Source organism: Helcobacillus sp. ACRRO, assembly GCF_022347125.1.
Classification (GTDB): domain Bacteria; phylum Actinomycetota; class Actinomycetes; order Actinomycetales; family Dermabacteraceae; genus Helcobacillus; species Helcobacillus massiliensis.
This window is the reverse complement of the sequence record NZ_JAKRNG010000001.1, coordinates 1-19257: the sequence shown is the minus strand read 5'-3', so window position 1 is coordinate 19257 and position 19257 is coordinate 1. Positions and strand designations below refer to the sequence as shown.

The window sequence follows — 19257 nt, the reverse complement described above, 5'->3', positions numbered from 1 at the left end:
CCGGCGCGAACCCCTGAGCCGAGTGCTGAACGGCAGCGGAGACGGGTCCACACGCGCCTTCCGTCCCACCTTCATAATGAGAACCTTTCCCAACAAACTGTCTCTGTGCCTTGTCGTGGCGGGTCGACTGGCCCCCCGGTGACCCCATCCCCCCAGGGTCCGTGGTGGTCGATGCCGGTCCGGACCCAGTAGTTGAAGCGGGGTGTGCCGGGCCGTGACGATCCCCGGTCCGTGTTGCACCCGCTGCACACCACGTCCACGTCCTCGAGTCGGATGGGCAGTCGCTTGGTGTAGCGGTCCCATGCTTGAGGTGTGTGGTCGACGGTGAGGCGGTCGGGGGATCCGCAGTCGGTGCACCAGTCCTGCCGTGCCCGCGCTTTGAGCGAGAGGCGCTTCCAGTTCGCTCCGTATCCGCGCGCTGTGCTTGTCTTGCGGCTGCGTCGTGGTTTGTCCTCTCGTTCGCGTTGGCGTGTGTTGTGGCAGGAATAGCAGTGGGCGCGGCCCTCGATGAGTTCTCCGCAGGTGATGCACGGCTTCATCGGCTTCATCCCTCCTGCACCTCCAGCTTCTCCACCGCGTCCACGAGCGCGTCAGCAAGCCTGAACGCTTCACTGGGGCGGACCTTCATCGACGCGATCTGACCACGCCGGATGATCAACCACGCGGCCTCACTGTCCTTCGCAGTCGCCACCTGCAGAGTGGGGAACTTCTTCGTCATGTCGTTGTCCTTTCGTCGACCCCGCCCCATGAGCGCAGCCGATCCCGGTAGCACTCAGGGCACGGGCAACCTCCCCGGTGGGGGGTGGGGGTGGTCATCTGATCTACGGCCACTGCCGTCATCGCGTGCCCCAGTACCCCGTCGGCGAGCTTCGCGATGTAGTGACAGATGCAGGGCACACCCTGGCAGTCGGCGCACTGAGTCATGCCGCCCCCCGGTTCAGCCGATAGCCCTGACTGGCGAACGCAGCCCGGAAGTTCTGGGGCGATGCGGGTTCGGGGGTGGGGGTGAAGCGGCGCGCGTCCTGGTAGTCGTAGAACTCAGCCTCATCGGACCAGACGTCGGAAGTTTCCTCGCGCGCGTGTGAATCTTCTTCTGTATAGGAAGAATGGTTAAGTGACTGGTTCTTGTGACTCTGTGTCACTGAGTCAGGACAGGGTGTCACATCTGTGTTCCCGTTGTGACGTGCTGTCACATCGTGCTGACCTGGGGTTTCCTTGTCTGCCTTGTGACGTGGTGTCACATCTGGTTCTGAGATGGGACATGCTGTCACATCGGGGATTTCCTTGTGCAGGTGCCCTACCTGCAATGTGTATTCGTTCGGTGCCTTCATCCCCGGCCGCTTCCGGTCGTGGCGGGGTCGGCGGCTGATGTAGCCGAGTTCGGTGAGGCTCCGCAGAGCGCGAATGACCGTCCGGCGGTCATACCCGGTGAAGTCGGCAAGGCGCTCCTGTGAGGGCCAGCAGACCCCAGTCTCAGCGTCGGCATGGTCCACCAGTGCGAGCAGCACGAACTTGTCCCGGGTTTGGAGCGGCGTAACCCATGCCCACCCATAGAACTCGAACGCCAAAGTGCTCACCTCCTTTCAGTGAGGGCGACGAACCTGGTGTGGTCCGCCGCCCTCGCGACTTCACTTCGTGTGCTGGTGCTCGGCCCGTGCTGTGCCCAGCCAGGGTTCTGCTTCTCTCAGCAGTTGGGTGAGGTTGGCTGCCTGGTCGACGGTGAGGGCGACCTGTGTCCAGCAGGGGTCGATCCACAGGGAGGGTTCATCGGTGTGGATGTCGGAGACGTGCCCGTTTTCGTGTTCCCAGGAGACGAGCTGCGCGACCTCCACGACGCTGTTGCCGGTGCCGAAGATGCGGGTGTGTGTGACTCCGCAGTCGTCAGGGTCGATGAGTTCTTCGTGCAGTTGGCTGCACCAGGACGGGCATTCGGCCAGGATTGCGAGTGAGACGCGGCCCTGATGGTCTCGTGCGATGACGGGGGTGGTGCCGGTGCCGCGGTCGGTGGTGGTGGTGCGGTTGGCGTACTTGGCGGGGGTCATTGATACAGTGGGTGTCATCGGTCGCTTTCCCTTGTGATCGTTCAGGTCCTCGTTGTGTGGCAGCACAGCGGGGACTTTTTTCATGTCGGTGGTGTTCATGCGGTCTCCTTGGCGAACTGGCGGTCAACCCATGCGTCCACGTCGGAGCGGCGGAAGTAGATCCGTCCTCCGAGCTTGGCGTGGGGTGGTGCAACTTCGGTGTAGATGAGCCAGCGGAGTGCGCTCTCGGTGCGGCGCAGGTACTCGGCTGTCTCCTTCACGGTCATCAGATCTGCGGTCATTGTGACTCTCTTTCGTAGTTGCGAACGACTGGGATATCCAGTGACCCCAATGTAACCACAAGATCTAGTCGTGCGCAACTGTCAAGTCCTGTAGCCTGCTGGCATGGCGCGGATAGATGAGCTGATCGGCATGGAACTGAGCGAGATGCGCAAGGGGCGCATGTCCCAAGCTGAGCTTGCGGCTCGGATGAAGGACTACGGTCACAAGTGGTCCCAATCGACTGTGTGGAGTGTGGAGCAGGGCAAGCGCCCGCTTCGCGCTGGGGAAGCGGTCGACGCGGTAGGGATCCTTGGAACGGACATACGGCGCTTCCAGGCTCGGGTCCAGCAGGGCCCGTGGCCACTCGTTCGGGAGCTGGGGTTGAGGGTCCAGGAGGCCGAAGCTCGGGCCGTGGAAGCGTTGGCCCAATGGAGGGTCGCGGCTCAGGCGGTTCGTGACGCGGATGTTTCGGTGCAAGAGGATGAGCTGCCGTTGCTCGCAGATGATGAGATTGAGCTGCTGAAGGACTTTGAGCAATATCGGCAGTGGAGCGTTGATGAGAGCCTTCATGTGTTGATCAACCGTTCTCGGCTACGGGTCACCAAGGATGGTCGCGAGCTTCGGCCTACACCAGGGGTTCGACAGATCAACTCGTTAGAAGAGTTCGAAGCGCTCGGGCGAGAAGATGGGTGACGTTCGCAGGACGCCTGCGGGGACGTGGCGGGCCCGGTACCGTGACGCGAGCAGGAGACAGATCACTCGGACCTTCAGGCGGAAACGAGATGCGCAGCTGTGGCTGAGTGAGGCCGAATCAGCCCTAGCGAAGGGCACCTACCTAGATCCTCAGGCGGGCCGCCTCACGGTCGGTGACATGGCGGAGGAGTGGTTGAAGAACCCTTCGTGGGCGGAGTCAACACTCGGCAGATATCAGACTGTGGTCCGTCGCCAAGTCTTGCCTGCATGGGAGTCGACCCGTTTGGACCGCGTAACGCACGGTGATGTTCAGGCGTGGGTGAACGACCTGTCTGCCAGCGGGTTGGCGAGTTCGACGGTGTGTAAAGCGCATGTCGTCCTGAGCGGGATCCTGGAACTGGGGATCAGGACTAAGCGGATCGCCTCGAACCCTGCTGCCGGGATCCGGTTGCCACGGCAGGAGGTCGCGAAGCGGCGGTACCTGAGCCCGTCGGAGGTTCAGGCGCTAGCGGAAGCAGCGGGGCCTCATTCGCTGATCGTCTACGTCCTCGCGATGACGGGGCTCAGGATCGGGGAGCTGGCGGCGCTCACGGTCGGCAGTGTTGACCTTGGGCGTCGACGGTTGATGGTGGATCGTTCGTTCACAGAGGTGCACGGTGAGGGGAAGTTCTCGGTCCCCAAGAGTGGGGAGCGTCGTTCGGTCCCGTTCCCGAGCATCTTGGATGAGGCCATGCGCCGTCAGATGAACATGAGGCCCCGTGATGCCCTGCTGTTCCCCTCACCCAACGGCGCAACGCTTCGGGTGCGGAATATGCGGCGGTCGTGGTTCGACCGGGCTGCAGAGGAAGCGGGGCTGGAGGGGCTGACTCCGCACGAGCTGCGGCATACGGCGGCGAGTCTTGCGGTGAGTAGTGGCGCTTCGGTGCTTGCGGTGCAGCGGATGCTTGGGCATGAGAAGCCGAGCACCACGCTGGACGTGTACACAGATCTTTTCGATGCCGACTTGGACGCGGTAGCTGACGGGATCGCGACCTCGTTCAAGGATTTTGGTACGTTTTTGGTGCGTCCCGAATGAGGTGAACCCCAGGCCGGTCCCCGTTTATGGGGCCTGACCTGGGGTTTTGTTTGCGCCCCCGGCAGGATTTGAACCTGCGACACCGGCTTTAGGAGAGCCGTGCTCTATCCCCTGAGCTACGGGGGCTGATCGTCGAGCGAACCGGGCCGGAAGGCCGACGGATGCTGAACGGAACGGGTCCGCTCCTGCGGCAGAAAAGCCGCGGCTCGGACCCGTTCAGTGTAGCGGGATGCGCGGGGCGCACCCAATCAGACGGTGCAGATCACCAGCCGGCCTTCGAGGCGACGCGCTTGTCATCCCGCGAGCGGTACACGATGTACGGGCGGCCCAGGTAGCCCACGGGCACCGAGAACACGTGCACGAGGCGCGTGAACGGCCACACCGCGAACAGGGTGATGGCGACCAGGGCGTGCAGCTGGAACGTCAGCGGCACGTCCACCATCATCGCTGCGTCGGGGCGCAGCGTCCAGATCTGCCGGAACCACACGGAGATGGTGGAGCGGTAGTCGTAGGAGCCGAACACGTTGTTCGCGATGGTCGCCCACACGCCGAGGCCGGCCACGACCGCGAGCATCAGGAACATGAATTTGTCCATCAGCGTGGTCGCGCCCATGAGGCGCTTGTTGGAGCGTCGGCGCCAGATCAGCAGCAGCAGACCCACGAGTGTGCATACGCCCGCCACGGTGCCGAGGGTGATCGCCAGCAGGTGGTACACGTGGTCGCTGATGCCGATCGCCTGCGTCCAGGACTTCGGGATCACCAGGCCGCCGAAGTGGCCGATGGCGACGAACAGGATGCCGAAGTGGAACATGGGCGATGCCCACCGCAGGATCCGGTCCTCGTACATCTGGCTCGACCGGGTGGTCCAGCCGAACTGGTCGTAGCGGTAGCGCCAGATGTGCCCGAGCACGAAGAACGCCATGCACACATAGGGGAAGACAACCCAGAGAAGGGTGTCGAGGATCGTCACGTCACGCATGTCAGCTCCTTCGAGCGCTGGACGGCTGGGTCGGTCGGATACGTGGGGTCGGCAGGGGGACCGGGCCCGACGGGGCGGTGAAGGCGACGGGCGCGTTCGTGGGCGGGCTCGCCATGTAGTCCGCGTCCGTGCCGTAGCCGGAGAGGCCGACGGATTCCTGAGCGGGGCCCTGTTCAGCAAGCTTTGCGATCGCGGTGCGGTCGTCGTCATTGAGGGCGGGCATGGTGGCGCAGACCATCCGGATCACCGGCGCCCATGGGGAGTCGATCTCCTGCAGGTGAGTGCGCAGCAGTTCGATGCCGGCGCGGTTGTCCAGCAGGATCCGCTCACCGGCCTCCGCGTCGACGGTGCCGGCGAACTCCAGCACCACGCACAGGTGGTCGGGCAGTTCGTCCTCGCGGTCCGCGGCGAGCTCCACCCCGGATTCGCGCATGGTCTGCTTGATCTCCAGCAGCGCCATCCCGCGGCGGCGGGTGTCGCCGCTGCCGAAGTACGTCAGGAACAGGCAGCCGCGCCGACGGGTGTCGAACGTCGCCACGTACTCCTGCTGCAGGGCAGCGAGGTCATCGGTGCGGGACTCGGCGAGCATCCGGTCCACGACCGCTGCCACCTCCGAGCCGTACGGCTCCGGCAGCAGGGAGCAGGCGTCCCGCAGCAGCGGCAGCCGCTCCACGATCTCCCCATCGGGGTACGCCATCAGGTGCGAGCCGATCGCCCACGCCACCTGCTTCGCGTCCCCGTCGATGGGGGAGGCGGCGAGGCCGGGAACGGCCCGGCCCGCCAGTCGCTTCAGGATGCTCATGATCGATCAGTCCCGCTGCTGTCGGAGGGGAAGAGCCCGTCGGGCGTGCCCTTGCCGTCCCAGTTCAGCAGGTTGATGCGGCCCGGCTCCACCGGCGGCACGCGGTCCATCTGGGCGCGGTTCTTCAGAATGTTGAAGTTCTCCACACCGACGGGGGTGAGGCCGTCGGCCCCCGAATCCTCACCGAAGATCGAGGACGGGCCGCCCATGCCGGGCCCGCCGTCCGTGTTCAGCGAGCAGTCGGTGGAGATGCCCTCGAGGGAGTGCGCGTCGCTGTAGTGCGCGGGCGGGATCACGTACCGCTCCTCGTATTTCGCGATCGCCAGCAGGCGGTACATTTCCCGGATCTCCTGCCCCGTCATACCGACGGATGCCGCGATCTCCTCCTGGCCCTCCCGGCCCATGGAGATGTCTCGCATGTAGGAGCGCATCGCGGCGAGCTTGCGCAGCACACCGTCCACCACGGAGACGTCCCCGGCGGTGAACAGCTCCGCCAGGTAGTCCATAGGGATGCGCAGCTGCTCGATCGCGGCGAACAGGTTGCGCTGATCCTCCGCGTCCTCACCGGTCTTCGCGATCTCGTCGACGACGGGGCTCAGCGGCGGGATGTACCAGACCATCGGCATGGTGCGGTACTCCGGGTGCAGCGGCAGCGCCACCTTCCACTCGTTGATGAGCCGGTAGATGGGGGAGCGCTGCGCGGCGAGGATCCAGTCCTCCGGGATGTCCGCCTCGCGGGCGGCCTGCACCACGGCCGGGTCGTTCGGGTCGAGGATCAGGGAGCGCTGCGCCTCGTACAGGTCCTTCTCGTTCGGGGTGGACGCCGCTTCGGTGACGCGGTCGGCGTCGTAGAACACGAGGCCGAGGTAGCGCAGGCGGCCCACGCAGGTCTCCGAGCACACCGTTGGGATGCCCTGCTCCATGCGCGGGTAGCAGAAATGACATTTCTCGGCCTTGCCCGTCCGGTGGTTGAAGTACACCTTCTTGTAGGGGCAGCCGGAGATGCACATGCGCCAACCGCGGCACTGGTCCTGGTCCACCAGGACGATGCCGTCCTCTTCGCGCTTGTACATCGCGCCCGAGGGGCAGGACGCCACGCACGACGGGTTCAGGCAGTGCTCACAGATGCGCGGCAGGTAGAACATGAAGGTCTTCTCGAACTCGGCCTTCACCTCCGTCTGGATGCGCTCCAGGATCGGGTCCTCGTGGAGGTGCTCCGTGGAGCCGCCGAGGTCGTCGTCCCAGTTCGCCGACCATTCGATCGACATGTCCTCACCGGTCAGCAGCGACTTCGGCTTCGCCACCGGGATGTGCTCCTGCGCCGGAGCATCCAGCAGGTTCGAGTAGTCGTAGGTCCACGGCTCGTAGTAGTCCTCGATGCTCGGCATGATCGGGTTGGAGAAGATCTGCGCGAGCTTGCGGAACTTGCCGCCGGCCTTCAGCTTCAGGCGGCCCTTGCGGTCCAGGACCCAGCCGCCCTTCCACTTCTCCTGATCCTCGTAGCGGCGCGGATAGCCCTGCCCGGGCCGGGTCTCCACGTTGTTGAACCAGACGTATTCGGTGCCGGATCGGTTCGTCCATGCCTGCTTGCAGGTAACTGAGCAGGTGTGGCAGCCGATGCACTTGTCGAGGTTCATCACCATCGACATCTGAGCCATGATGCGCATCAGTACGTCACCTCCGTAGTGCGCTTGCGGATGCGGGTGACCTCATCACGGTTGTTGCCGGTGGGCCCCAGGTAGTTGAAGGCGAAGGTCTGCTGGGCGTACCCGCCGACCATATGGGTGGGTTTGATCATGATGCGGGTGAGCGAGTTGTGGATGCCGCCGCGCTTCCCGCTGGTCTCGGTCAGCGGCACGTTCACCACGCGATCCTGGGCGTGGTGCATGTACACCGTGCCCTCCGGCATGCGGTGCGAGACGACCGCCCGCGCCGCCACCACCCCGTTGCGGTTCACTGCCTCCACCCAGTCGTTGTCGCGGATGCCGGCCTTGGCGGCGTCCTCCGCGCTCATCCAGATCGACTGGCCGCCGCGCGAGAGCGACAGCATGAACAGGTTGTCCTGGTACTCCGAGTGGATCGACCACTTGTTGTGCGGCGTCAGGTACCGCACTGCGAGGCCGAGTTCGTTCGTGGAGCCGATCTCGCCCTCGTTGAACAGGGCGTTCATGTCCAGCGGTGGGCGGTACACGGGCAGGTTCTCGCCCATCTCCCTCATCCAGTCGTGGTCGAGGTAGAAGTGCTGGCGGCCCGTCAGGGTGTGCCACGGCTTCAGCCGCTCCGTGTTGATGGTGAAGCAGGAGTAGCGGCGGCCGCCGGACTCCGAGCCGGACCACTCCGGCGAGGTGATCACCGGCACCGGCGCGGCCTTGGTGTCCGCGAACGTGATCTGCTTGCCCTCCGCTTCCGCGGAGAGGTCGTGCAGCTGGGTGCCGGTGCGCTTCTCCAGTGTGCGGAATCCCTGGGTGGCGAGGTGGCCGTTGGTGGTGCCGGAGAACGCCAGCACCATCTCCGCGGCCCGCACATCGGTCTCCAGGGACGGGCGGCCCTTGGCCGGGCCCTCCTTGATGAGGCCGTTCTTCTTGCCGAGGTACTCGACTTCGCGCTTCACATCGAAGGTGATGCCCTTCGTGGTGAAGCCGAGCTTCTCCGCCAGGGGGCCGAGCGCCACGAACTTGTCGTAGATCTCGCGGTAGTCGCGCTCCACCTCGACGAGCTTCGGCATGGTGATGCCGGGGATCGGCTCCACGCCCTCGTCGTGCTTCCAGTCGCGGACCACGCCGTGGGGGTAGGCGAGGGCGTCGGTGGAGTCGTGCTGCAGGGTCAGCGCCACCACGTCGCGCTGCTTGCCGAGGTGATTGCGGGCCAGTTCGGAGAACTTCTTCGCGATCTCCTTCCACGTGTCCCAGTCGTTGCGGGCCTGCCACGGCGGGGCGATCGCCGGGTTGAACGAGTGGACGAACGGGTGCATGTCCGTGGTGGACAGGTCGCTCTTCTCGTACCAGGTCGCGGCCGGCAGCACCACGTCGGAGAACAGGGTGGAGCTGGTCATGCGGAAGTCCAGGGACAGCAGCAGGTCCAGCTTGCCCTCCGGGGTCTTCTCGCGCCACACCACGTCGCGGGGGCGCAGATGCTCCGGGGTCTCCTCGGCGCGCACGTCGTTCTTCGTGCCGAGCAGATGCTTGATGAAGTACTCGGTGCCCTTGGCGGAGGAGCCGAGGAGGTTCGCCCGCCACAGCGACAGGATGCGCGGATGGTTGTTGTGCGCGTCCGGGTCCTCCGCGGCGAACTTCAGCTTCCCGGTCTTCAGGTGCTCGATGATGAAGTCCTGCACGCTGCGGCCCTCGGCATCGGCGGCCTGGGTGAGCGCGAGCGGGTTCTGGTCGAACTGCGGGAAGTGCGGCATCCACCCGAGACGCTGCGCCATCGCGACCACGTCCGCGTTGGTCATGCCCTTGAGGCGCCCGTCGGCGGTGGCGGCGGTGAACGCGTCCGCGGTCATCTGGTCGTAGCGCCACTGGTCGGTGTGCATGAACCAGTACGAGGTCTGGGTCTGGTGGCGCGGCGGCCGCGACCAGTCCAGGGCGTTGGCGAGGTGCAGCCAGCCCGTGATGGGGCGGACCTTCTCCTGGCCCACGTAGTGCGCCCAGCCGCCGCCATTGACGCCCTGGCCGCCGGTGAGGGTGGTGAGGGTGAGGAACGTGCGGTAGATGGTGTCCGAGTGGAACCAGTGGTTCGCGCCGGCGCCCATGATGATCATGGAGCGGCCGCGGGACTCCACGGCGTTCTGCGCGTATTCGCGGCCGATGCGCTGCACCTGTGCGGCGGGCACACCGGTGATGCGCTCCTGCCAGGCGGGGGTGCCGACCTCGCTGGGGTCGTCGTAGCCCGTCGGCCAGGTGCCGGGCAGGCCGTCGCGGCTGATGCCGTAGGAGGCGAGCAGGAGGTCGTACACCGTGGTGACGGTGTGGCCGTTGACCTGCGTGGTCGGCACACCGCGGCGCATCGTGCCCGGCGCGGAGTGCGCGTTGTGCGCTTCGTCCTCGGCGGGGGTGGAGACGGCGTCGAAGCGGGGCAGGAGGATCTCCTGCACGCCCTCGCCGCGGCTGTGGAGGGAGAGCTGCGGGTCAGCGCCCTGCAGGTCCAGGTTCCAGCGGCCCTTGCCGTCCTCGCTGAAGCGGTGGCCGAGCGTGCCCTGGGGGACCATCGGCCGGCCGGTGTTGCCGTCGATCAGCACGGGCTTGAACTGGTCGTGCTCGGTGCCGAACTCGTCGGTGATCTCCGCGGTGAGGTCGGAGGCCGTGAGGAACTTGCCGGGCACCACGGTGCCGTCGGCGCGCTCCTCCAGCTGCACGAGGAACGGCAGGTCGGTGTAGGTCTTCGCGTAGTTGTCGAAGTATTCGGGGCGGGCGCTGCCGTCGGGGTTCTCGTAGAACTCGCGGAGGATCACGTGGCCCATGGCGAGGGCGAGGGCGCCGTCGGTGCCGGGCTGGGGCGCGACCCATTCGTCGGCGAACTTCACGTTGTCGGCGTAGTCGGGGGAGACCGCGATGACCTTCTGGCCGCGGTAGCGGGCCTCCACCATCCAGTGGGCGTCCGGGGTGCGGGTCAGCGGCACGTTGGAGCCCCACATGATGAGGTAGCCGGCGTCCCACCAGTCGCCGGATTCGGGGACGTCGGTCTGGTCGCCGAACATCTGCGGGGAGGCGACGGGCAGGTCCGCGTACCAGTCGTAGAAGGACAGCATGGCGCCGCCGATCAGCTGGTGGAAGCGGGCGCCGGAGGCGAACGACACGATGGACATCGCCGGGATCGGGGTGAACCCGGCGGTGCGGTCGGGGCCGTAGTTCTTCGTGGTGGAGACGTACGCCGCGGCGATCATCTCCACGGCCTCCTCCCACGTGGCGCGGACCAGGCCGCCGTGCCCGCGGGCCTTCTTGTACGCGGCGGACTTGTCCGGGTCCTCCACGATGGACTCCCAGGCGAGGACGGGGTCGCCGCCCACCTGCTCCTTCGCTTCGCGGTACATGGTGAGCAGGGCGGCGCGGATGTAGGGGTAGCGCACGCGCGTGGGGGAGTAGGTGTACCAGGAGAAGGCGGCGCCGCGGGGGCAGCCGCGCGGCTCGTACTCGGCGCGGTCGGGACCGGTGGAGGGGTAGTCGGTCTGCTGGGCCTCCCAGGTGATGATCCCGTCCTTGACGTAGATCTGCCAGGAGCACGAGCCGGTGCAGTTCACGCCGTGGGTGGAGCGCACCACCTTGTCGTGGCTCCAGCGGTCGCGGTAGAACGAGTCGCCCTGACGGCCGCCGCGGTGGTGGATCTCGCGCTTGTCGTCGGAGACGCGCGAGGTGGGGGAGAGCAGGCGGCGCTTGCTGATGAGGGAGTTCATCAGCGAGGAGTCGACCTGGGGCTTCGGGTCAGTCGTCGTCATTGTCGGACCTCACTGTTCCTTGGTTGTCGTAGCGGGCGCAGCATCCGCAGCCGGGGAGTCAGCAGCGGCGCGCCCGGTGCGGCCGGTCCAGATCGCCACGCCGACCGCGACGAGGGCGGTGAGGGCGAGCAGGATCAGGCCGATGGCGTAGGAGCCGGTGGAGTTCCACAGGGAGCCCAGCAGGAGGGGCGGGACGAAGCCGCCGAGACCGCCGGCGGCGCCGACGAAGCCGGTGACCGACCCGACCTGGGCGGGGTCCGCAGCCTGGCCGACGAGGCCGAACACGGCGCCGCTGCCGGTGCCCAGCGCCATCGCCATGACGAGGAAGGCGAAGGTTCCCACCAGGGTGAGTTCGCCGGTGGCGGCGACGATCAGTGCCATGACCGCCACGATGGTGTTGGCGACCACGAGGGTGCGGACGGGGCCGAAGCGGTCGGACAGCTGACCGCCGACGGCGCGCATGAACACGGCGATGATGACGAACCCGCCCATGCGGAGGGCGGCGTCTTCGGCGCCGAGGCCGTAGGCGTTGATGAGGAAGGTCGGCAGGTACACGGAGAAAGCGACGTAGCCGCCGAAGCTGAGGGCGTACAGGAAGCAGGCCTGCCACGTGACGAGCAGCTTGGTGGTGCCGAGGGTGTTGGCGATCATGGAGCCGGTCTTCGGCTTCCAGCCGGGGGCGTTGCGCATCAGCAGGTAGGCCAGCACCGCGTAGATGAGCAGGGCGGTGGCGGCGATGAGGAACGGCGCCTTCTCGCCGAGGCCCTGGAAGATGCGCACGGTGGTGAAGGCGGAGACGGCGGTGCCGCCCATGCCCATGCCGTAGATGCCGAGGGCGGTGCCGCGGCTCTTCGGCGGGTACCAGGAGTTCACGTACGGAACGCCGATGGCGAAGGTGGTGCCGGCGATGCCGAGGAAGAAGCCGCCGACCAGGAGCGCGATGTAGCTGGTGAACCCGAAGAATCCGAGGAACAGCACCGGGACGACGGTGACGACGGAGATGAGCGGGAACATCAGGCGGCCGCCGAAGCGGTCGGTGAGGGCGCCGATGGGGATGCGGCCGATGGAGCCGACGAGAACGGGCACGGCGACGAGCAGAGCGGCGTCGGTCGTCAGGCCCTTCTTGATGACGGTCGCGGCGAGGGGGGAGAGGAGGGCCCAGGCCCAGAAGTTGATGGCGAAGCCGACGGTGGCCATCAGCAGCATGAACGTGCGGTCACGGGCATGCTCGTCGAGGGGGGTGGCGGTGGAACCGGAAGGGCGGAGGGATGGGGACGCGGTCACTGCGTGCTCCTTTCGGTGCAGCCGATTCGAGGGTTCCCGATGACTCTAATCATAGGGGTATCGGGTGGACAGGACGATTGTCCTGAGGACGTGTTTCCCGAGGTCGGCCGATATCGTGCCGATATCGTCTTGGGTGACGATCCGACTTCATCGAGGGTGCTTCCATGGTTTCACGCGCTGCGATCATCATTGCCGGCGGACAGGGCTCCCGCCTCGGCGGAATCGACAAGCCGCAGCTGTCGATCAACGGCCTGTCGATGCGTGCCCGAGTCGCGGGGGCGGCCATCGCGGCGCTCGGGTTGCCCTGCCGCATCGTGGTGGTAGGGGCCGACGGGTCTGATCTGCGCGCGGCGCCGTTCACGATCGACGGCGTGCAGACCGTCCGCACCCTGGAGGAGCCGCGCTTCGGCGGGCCCGTCGCCGGTCTCGCGGCCGCGGTTGCCGAGCTCGAGGACCTGGACGGAGGGGCGGACGTCCTCGTGCTCGGCGGGGATATGCCCACCCTCAGTGCGGAGCTGCTCCGGCACGTCCTCGGGGAAGAAGCCGACGGGGCCGCGCCCGCCTCCCGCACGGTCCGCGGGATCGAGGATTCGAGTGGCCACCCGCAGTTCCTGTGCGCCGCGTGGCCGCTGAGCGTGCTCCGCACCACTCTGAACGACATCCGCGGCGAGCGCGGTGATTGGATGGGGCTGAGCCTGCGCCGGCTGTACGGACAGCTGGCACCGGCGCGCCTGACGATCCGACCGGCCTTGGATGGGGTCGATGATGCGGTCTCGGATGTGGACACCGCGGAGGACCTGCAGCGCGCCCGCATCGCCGTGGAAAGGACGACCCCATGACCATCGCACCCCGACGGGCCGAGCAGAACCGGCTGCGTCTCCTGCTGGCCGCCGCGGCCTCGGCCGCGCTGGCGCTCGTCGCCGCCCTGTTCGCAGCACCGGCTGCCCTGGCCCATGACAGCCTCACCGGCAGTTCGCCGGCGGACGGCGAGTCCGTTGCGACCGCCGACAGCATCACGCTCACCTATTCCGCGGAGCCGCTGGACCTGTCTGCCCGCGTTGTGGTGAAGGACTCCGTCGGCACCGTCCTGTTCGACGGCGCGCCGACGATCGACGGCACGTCGGTCACCGCGGACTTCTCTGAGGCACCCGCCGCCGGCCCGGTGACCGTCGACTGGCGGGTCGTCTCCTCGGACGGCCACCCCATCGAGGGCACCACCACGTTCACTGTCACCGAGGGCGGGGCCGCCGCATCGGACGGCGGCGGTGAGGAGTCCGCCCCGGCAGCGTCTGCCTCGCCGTCGTCCCAGCCGACGGATGCCTCCAGCTCCGCCCCCGCCGCGTCCGAAGCCGATGAGGAGACGGACGGTGACGATGGCGGCACCGGCAAGTCGCTCATCGCCGCGGCTGTTGTCGTGGCTGCGGCGCTGATCGTCGGAATCGTGGTGCTGGTGACCCGCAAGGACAAGAACCCGGATCGAGGCTCTGCCGCCGGCGACGACCAGCGTCCCGGCTCGCAGGCCTGACCAGAGCGCCTCGTGGGCGATGCCTCCGAGCCGCGTACGGCCATGGTGGAGAAGCGAAGGACCGGCGGCCCCGCAGGGCGCCGGTCCTTCTTCTGTGCGGGAGCTGTCCCGCTGTGGGAGGCGTATTCGCCTCAGTTGTTGCGGAGGGAGTCCTTGGCCTTGTCGGCAGCGTTCTGGATCGCGCCGTCGGCCTGGTCAGGGGCGGCATCCTGAGCCTTCTGCGAAGCCTTGTCGATGGCGCCGTCGACCTTGTCGCTGTGGCCGTCGAGTGCCTGCTTGCCCTTGTTGAGTGCGTCGTCGAAGCCCATGGTGGGTGTCCTTTCCATCGGGAACATTGGCGACCCCCACGCTACATGCCGTCTCCGTTCGAGATCACAGGTCCGTCATGAGCTCGGGGCGATTTGAGCACATGTGAACAGCCTGTGTCCCAGTCTGCGCATTCGGTCATAATCGAGGCGTGGAAATGAGCAGCGATCGTCACGTGCCACCCGTCGGTCACGACAAGTCCTCCCGCTGGGACTTCGTCCTCGGACAGCTCGCGCAGACCAAGCGACTGTCCGTCGCCGACGTCGCCGCGCAGCTCGGCATCAGCGAGTCCACTGTGCGGCGCGACTTCGTCGACATGGAGAAGGCGCAGCTCGCGCGCCGCGTCCACGGTGGCCTCGTGGCCGTGGACATCGCCTACAACCTCGCCGCCTCTCCGCGCGGCGACGGCGCCGGTGATCAGCGCGAGCGCATCGCTGCCGCCGCGGCCGCCATGGTGCAGCCCGGCAACATCGTCGGCTTCAACGGGGGCCGCACCACCACGGCCTCGGCCCGCCGCATCGTCGCCCGCTCCGACCTCGACACCGGCGGCTCCGTCCCCGGCCTGACCGTGGTGTGCGCCGCCCTCAACATTGCGATGGAGACGGTGCTGCGTCCGGCAGTGCGCACGGTGGTGCTCGGCGGTGTGGCGGAGCCGCGATCGTTCGAGCTGACCGGTCCGCTGGCGCAGTACACCATGCGGGACCTGTGGCTGGACATCATGTTCGTGGGCGTCATCGGGGTCGATGTCGATGCCGGCATCACCTGCGACTCCGACGCCGAAGCGGGCGTCACCCGCACGATGATCTCCCACTCCCGTCGCGTGGTGGGCCTCGCGACCGGCGACAAGATCGGCAAGCGGGCGCTCGCGGGGATCTGCCCTCTCTCGGCCCTCACCGACCTCATCGTCACCGGGGAAGTGCCGACTCAGCTGCGGGAGGCCTGCGCTGAGCGTCACGTGCGCCTGCACGCCGTGTGACTCCCGTCGGGTTCGGTGCCCCGCCCCTGCGGAGGGTGAACGGCGGAACCCGGATCGGACCTGATGAGGCGATACTCTGGAGTTGTGATGTGGATTTTCGGTCGATCGAAGAAGAACGCTGCCGGTGCTGAGGGCGAGGAGCCCACGAAGGCAGCGGAGCCGTCGGCCGCCTCTGCCCGCGGCGGCACCGGTTCCGCCGACAGCGCCGCCACCGGCCCCGCCGACGCCCCCGCCAGCGCCTCCTCCCCGGCGGCGGAAGCGGACGCCGCCCCCAGCACTCTCGCTGAGCGGCACGCCGCCCAACGCGAACGCGAACGGCAGGCCGGCGCATCCGCCGTCCCGGCCGCTGAGATCGCCGACACCGGCACGTCCAGCGTGGACGACATCCAGCACTTCACCGGGGACGTCCCCCGCCTCGAGGGCCTGCTGCCGGTGCAGGTCGATGAGGTGACCCGCGAGGACCGCGTGGAGCGCGCCCTGGACCGCTGGCGCCTGACCATGTCCGACCTCGCCGACGGGCGCGGCTTCCTCCTGGACCTGCGCGGCGGCCCCGAGTACCTCGACCTGACCAACTCCCACCCGCAGGGTCTGGCGCACCTGTTCGCCGCCCGCGGCGCCACCCGCCTGTCCAGCCTCGTGCGCGAACCCGGCTCGCTCGCGACGGCGCGCCGCCATGCGCGTGCGCTGCGGGAGATCGCGCAGTCGTTCGCGGAGGAACGGGGACTGACCACCTGCTACCTCGGCATCGGTGAGGCGTCCTGGCTGCCGTCGGACGGCGGCAGCGCGATCCACGCGCCGATCATGCTGCGCCCCATCAACCTGTTCCTGCGGGGCAACGCCCGCGAGGACATCGACCTCGACCTCGACGCCGCGGTGGAGCTGAACCCGGTGCTGCTGAAGGCCATGCGCGAAGCCGGTGTGATCCTCGACGCCCGGTCTCTGCTGGACCTCACCGCGTCCATTCACGGCTTCGATCCGAGCCCGGTGATCGACGCGTTCCGCAGCCTCGGCGAACCGCTGCTGAACTTCCGGGTCTCCCACGCCCTCGTCGTCGGCAGCCTCATCGACTCCTCGGTGTCCATGCTGGAGGACTTCGACACCCCGTCGGAGGACCTCGCGGACAACGACCTGATCGCGGCGCTCGCCGGGGACCCGGAGGCCCGCGAAGCGCTCTCCCCGGAGGGGGAGAAGCGAGCCGGCACCGGTGACAAGGAGGCCGACGCCTCCTCCGCGCCGATTGCGATCGTCGACCCGGACGAGGCCCGCGCCCTGTCCGCCATCGAGGACACCGACTGCCTCGTGGTGGAGACGGCGCCGGGCGCACCGGCGACCTCCACCATCGTGAATCTGATGGCGGAGCTCGCCGCGCAGCAGAAGCGGGTGCTGGTGGTCTCGCAGCGCTCCAGCCACCTCGCGGACCTTGCGGAGGCGGTCACCGCCGCCGGGATCGGCGATCTGCTGCTGGACCTCAGCCCGGACCCGCAGCTGCAGCGCACCACGGTGGAGTCGCTGCTGGTGTCGCTGGCGAAGGCGAACTCGTTCGTGCCGCCGGTCTCGATGGAGGAGGACCCGGCGCTCGTGGAGGCGGCGGAGTCGCTGCGTGAGCATCTGACGGCGATGCACCGCCGCCAGGAGCCCTGGGGCGCCTCCGCGCACGATGCGATCAACGCGCTCTCGGGCCTGCTGCGCCGTGACCCCGCGCCGCGCACGCAGGTGCGCCTGCCGGCCGATGTGGCCCGCCGAGTGGGGGAGCGGCCCGATGAGTACCGCGAGCTGCTGGAGCGTGCCGCCGCCACCCGCGCCCTCTACCTGGGGGCCGATGTCACGCCGTGGGCCGGTGCCCACATCACCACGCGCACGCAGGCGGACCGAGCCCTGGAGCTCGCTGAGGCGCTCGATGACGAGCACCTGCCGGAGCTGATCCGCCGCAGCCGGGAGATGACGAAGCAGGCTCACCTCGAGCCCGCTGAATCGATCGATGCGCTGCGCACGCAGATCCGCGTCCTGGAACGGGTGCGCACCGTGACGACCCGGTTCGATGCCCAGGTGTTCCTCTCCGATCTGGATGCCCTCATCGCCGCGACGGGCGACAAGAAGTTCCGTCAGGCGCACGGCATCAAGCAGGGGATGCGACAGCGCCGCGCCCTGCGGCAGGAGGCCGCCGGGTATGCGAAGGACTCGGCGACCCCGCAGGAGCTGCACGAAGCGCTCACCGGGGTGCGCGGGGTGGCCCACGACTGGCGCACCCATTCGACAGCCCCCGATTCCCAGCCTGTGGTACCCGCGGATCTGGATGACCTGACCGCGGTGGTGGACCGCTGTGAGCGCTCCCTGGATGAGTTGGAGGTGCTGCTCGCCGGAACCCGCGCCGGCACCGAGTTCGGCCGCCGTCCGATCACCGACATCCAGGCGCAGATCCGGGAACTGGTGGAGGACAAGCAGGCGCTGGAGGCCCTGCCGGAGCAGACCACGATTCTGCGCGAGCTCGACTTCGAGGGCCTGGGCCGCCTTGTGGCGGATCTGCGCGCCCGCGAACTCGAGGAGGAGAACGTCGCTGCGGAGCTCGACCTCGCCTGGTGGTCCAGCGTGTTCGAGTTCATCGCGGCGAAGGAACCGCTGCTGAGTGAGCACACGGGCACGGACCTGTCGCAGATCGCGGAGCGCTACCGCCGCCTGGATGCGCAGTTCCTCGCCGCGCAGCAGTACCGGGTGCGGGAGCAGGCCGACCGCATCCTCGTGGAGACGATGAAGCGCTACCGGGACACGTCCCGCGCCGCGATCGTGGAGCTGAACAACCCGGGCACCACGAGCGTGAAGGACGTGGTCGCGAAGTACGAGCAGATCATGTTCCGCGCCCGCCCCCTCTGGCTGGTGTCGCCGTACATGGTGCCGCAGCTGATCCCGTCGGGCGTCCACTTCGATGTCGTCATTGTGGCCGACGGCGCCCGCCTGCCCACCGCTGCTGCGGTCCCCGCCCTGACCCGCGCCGACCGCGCCGTGGTCATCGGTGATGCGTACGAGTACGCGGGGGAGCCGCCGCTGCAGCCGGAGGCGGAGGAGCTGGAGCCGGGGGCGCTGCCGATGGCGAACAACCTGCTGCTGGACGATCTGCGGGCCCTTGCCCCGATCGTGCGGATCCGCCGGGACCAGCACCCCGCGACCGGTGGTGTGCGCCGCTTCGTGTCCCGTGTGACCCGAGCCGGCCGCCCCGATGAACTGGACGCCCACCAGCTCGCGGTGCCGAGCCCCCTGCCGCCGGACGATGACCTGTTCATCCACGTGGAGGACGGCCGCGGCCCCGTCGCCGCGGACACCGCCTACGTGGAGTCGACCGAGGCCGAGCTGCGCCGCATCACCGACCTGGTGGTGCAGCATGCCCGCATGTCACCGGAGCGTTCGCTCGCGGTGGTGACGGTGACGGCGGAGCACGCGAAGCGCGTGATGGACCGCATCATGTCGACGGTGAGCCGGATGCCGGAGCTGCGGGACTTCTTCCAGCCGAACGTGCCGGAGGCGTTCGTGGTGACGCCCGCGATCGGTGCGACCGCGGTGGAGCGCGACGACATCATCGTCTCCCTCGGCTTCGGCCTCACCCCGCACGGCCGCCTGTTCCACTCCTTTGGGCCGCTGTCCGGCCCGCACGGCCGCAAGGTCCTGGTCAGCCTGCTGACCCGATCGCGCCTGCGCACCGTCGTGGTCAGCTCCCTGGCCTCCGCAGACTTCGACCCGGACCGCCTCACGACGGAGGGGGCGCGCGACCTCTTCGATCTGCTGCGCTTCCTCGAAGCAGGCTTCGACGCCGCGGTCCTCGGCGAGGACGACGGCACGCCCGACCCCGTCGAGCAGGCAGCCGCCGACCCCGACCCCGCCGAGCAGGCAGCCG

The 19257-nt window shown here is 67.9% G+C and carries 16 protein-coding genes and 1 tRNA gene; 6 read left to right on the top strand and 11 right to left on the bottom strand.

Annotation, left to right across the window (positions count from 1 at the left end):
• Window positions 1-544: 544 nt before the first annotated feature.
• The 4 genes from MHY20_RS00085 to MHY20_RS00070 form a co-directional block, all read right to left on the bottom strand.
• Window positions 545-718, bottom strand: coding sequence for a hypothetical protein (locus tag MHY20_RS00085; RefSeq protein WP_239373634.1), 174 nt, complete (start codon window positions 716-718; stop codon window positions 545-547).
• Window positions 719-920: 202 nt separating this feature from the next.
• Window positions 921-1568, bottom strand: coding sequence for a helix-turn-helix domain-containing protein (locus MHY20_RS00080; protein ID WP_239373631.1), 648 nt, complete (start codon window positions 1566-1568; stop codon window positions 921-923).
• 60 nt (window positions 1569-1628) lie between these two features.
• Window positions 1629-2141: a hypothetical protein gene (locus tag MHY20_RS00075; protein WP_239373628.1), complete on the bottom strand. Its 513-nt coding sequence runs from the start codon at window positions 2139-2141 to the stop codon at window positions 1629-1631.
• A complete protein-coding gene (locus tag MHY20_RS00070; RefSeq protein ID WP_239373625.1) occupies window positions 2138-2323 on the bottom strand; it encodes a helix-turn-helix domain-containing protein in 186 nt (61 codons plus the stop codon). Before MHY20_RS00070 ends, MHY20_RS00075 begins: the two co-directional genes overlap by 4 nt.
• Before the next feature lie 103 nt (window positions 2324-2426).
• Here MHY20_RS00070 and MHY20_RS00065 point away from each other — a divergent pair, with 103 nt between their 5' ends.
• A complete protein-coding gene (locus MHY20_RS00065) occupies window positions 2427-2996 on the top strand; it encodes a helix-turn-helix transcriptional regulator (protein WP_239373622.1) in 570 nt (189 codons plus the stop codon).
• 319 nt (window positions 2997-3315) lie between these two features.
• A complete protein-coding gene (locus tag MHY20_RS00060) occupies window positions 3316-4071 on the top strand; it encodes a site-specific integrase (protein WP_239373619.1) in 756 nt (251 codons plus the stop codon).
• Window positions 4072-4124: 53 nt separating this feature from the next.
• On the opposite strand, the gene MHY20_RS00055 is transcribed toward MHY20_RS00060, so the two are convergent.
• From MHY20_RS00055 to MHY20_RS00030, 6 genes are all read right to left on the bottom strand, one after another.
• Window positions 4125-4197: transfer RNA gene (locus tag MHY20_RS00055), tRNA-Arg, on the bottom strand.
• 136 nt (window positions 4198-4333) lie between these two features.
• Window positions 4334-5050 (bottom strand): respiratory nitrate reductase subunit gamma, encoded by a 717-nt coding sequence (gene narI, locus MHY20_RS00050; RefSeq protein ID WP_183375777.1) that lies wholly within the window; start codon window positions 5048-5050, stop codon window positions 4334-4336.
• Between the two features lies 1 nt (window position 5051).
• Complete coding sequence (gene narJ / locus MHY20_RS00045) at window positions 5052-5852, bottom strand: nitrate reductase molybdenum cofactor assembly chaperone (RefSeq protein WP_239373617.1); 801 nt, start codon at window positions 5850-5852, stop codon at window positions 5052-5054.
• A complete protein-coding gene (gene narH / locus MHY20_RS00040) occupies window positions 5849-7519 on the bottom strand; it encodes a nitrate reductase subunit beta (RefSeq protein WP_239373615.1) in 1671 nt (556 codons plus the stop codon). The genes narJ and narH overlap by 4 nt, the downstream gene beginning before the upstream one ends.
• Complete coding sequence (locus tag MHY20_RS00035) at window positions 7519-11283, bottom strand: nitrate reductase subunit alpha (protein WP_239373613.1); 3765 nt, start codon at window positions 11281-11283, stop codon at window positions 7519-7521. The genes narH and MHY20_RS00035 overlap by 1 nt, the downstream gene beginning before the upstream one ends.
• 9 nt (window positions 11284-11292) lie before the next feature.
• Complete coding sequence (locus MHY20_RS00030; protein WP_239373611.1) at window positions 11293-12567, bottom strand: MFS transporter; 1275 nt, start codon at window positions 12565-12567, stop codon at window positions 11293-11295.
• A 164-nt stretch (window positions 12568-12731) separates the two neighbouring features.
• On the opposite strand from MHY20_RS00030, the gene MHY20_RS00025 reads away from it, so the two are divergent.
• Together MHY20_RS00025 and MHY20_RS00020 are read left to right on the top strand one after the other, a co-directional pair.
• Window positions 12732-13406 (top strand): NTP transferase domain-containing protein, encoded by a 675-nt coding sequence (locus MHY20_RS00025; protein ID WP_239373609.1) that lies wholly within the window; start codon window positions 12732-12734, stop codon window positions 13404-13406.
• Window positions 13403-14092, top strand: a complete 690-nt coding sequence (locus MHY20_RS00020) for a copper resistance CopC family protein (protein ID WP_239373607.1) — start codon at window positions 13403-13405, stop codon at window positions 14090-14092. The genes MHY20_RS00025 and MHY20_RS00020 overlap by 4 nt, the downstream gene beginning before the upstream one ends.
• A gap of 131 nt (window positions 14093-14223) precedes the next feature.
• Here the strand turns inward: MHY20_RS00020 and MHY20_RS00015 are convergent, their stop codons facing one another.
• The gene (locus tag MHY20_RS00015) at window positions 14224-14418 is read right to left on the bottom strand and encodes an antitoxin (protein WP_239373605.1); all 195 of its coding nucleotides are present in this window, start codon (window positions 14416-14418) and stop codon (window positions 14224-14226) included.
• Between the two features lie 137 nt (window positions 14419-14555).
• On the opposite strand from MHY20_RS00015, the gene MHY20_RS00010 reads away from it, so the two are divergent.
• Window positions 14556-15374 (top strand): DeoR/GlpR family DNA-binding transcription regulator, encoded by an 819-nt coding sequence (locus tag MHY20_RS00010; RefSeq protein WP_239373602.1) that lies wholly within the window; start codon window positions 14556-14558, stop codon window positions 15372-15374.
• An 87-nt stretch (window positions 15375-15461) separates the two neighbouring features.
• Window positions 15462-19257 (top strand): DUF4011 domain-containing protein (locus tag MHY20_RS00005; protein WP_239373600.1); only part of this gene is annotated, 3796 nt, incomplete at its 3' end.

Bases quoted from the DNA above. Each gene is read 5' to 3' on its own strand.
- MHY20_RS00085 (WP_239373634.1), bottom strand. From the start codon at position 718: ATGACGAAGAAGTTCCCCACTCTGCAGGTGGCGACTGCGAAGGACAGT.
- MHY20_RS00075 (WP_239373628.1), bottom strand. From the start codon at position 2,141: ATGAACACCACCGACATGAAAAAAGTCCCCGCTGTGCTGCCACACAAC.
- MHY20_RS00070 (WP_239373625.1), bottom strand. From the start codon at position 2,323: ATGACCGCAGATCTGATGACCGTGAAGGAGACAGCCGAGTACCTGCGC.
- MHY20_RS00065 (WP_239373622.1), top strand. From the start codon at position 2,427: ATGGCGCGGATAGATGAGCTGATCGGCATGGAACTGAGCGAGATGCGC.
- narI (WP_183375777.1), bottom strand. From the start codon at position 5,050: ATGCGTGACGTGACGATCCTCGACACCCTTCTCTGGGTTGTCTTCCCC.
- narJ (WP_239373617.1), bottom strand. From the start codon at position 5,852: ATGAGCATCCTGAAGCGACTGGCGGGCCGGGCCGTTCCCGGCCTCGCC.
- narH (WP_239373615.1), bottom strand. From the start codon at position 7,519: ATGCGCATCATGGCTCAGATGTCGATGGTGATGAACCTCGACAAGTGC.
- MHY20_RS00035 (WP_239373613.1), bottom strand. From the start codon at position 11,283: ATGACGACGACTGACCCGAAGCCCCAGGTCGACTCCTCGCTGATGAAC.
- MHY20_RS00025 (WP_239373609.1), top strand. From the start codon at position 12,732: ATGGTTTCACGCGCTGCGATCATCATTGCCGGCGGACAGGGCTCCCGC.
- MHY20_RS00020 (WP_239373607.1), top strand. From the start codon at position 13,403: ATGACCATCGCACCCCGACGGGCCGAGCAGAACCGGCTGCGTCTCCTG.
- MHY20_RS00015 (WP_239373605.1), bottom strand. From the start codon at position 14,418: ATGGAAAGGACACCCACCATGGGCTTCGACGACGCACTCAACAAGGGC.
- MHY20_RS00010 (WP_239373602.1), top strand. From the start codon at position 14,556: ATGAGCAGCGATCGTCACGTGCCACCCGTCGGTCACGACAAGTCCTCC.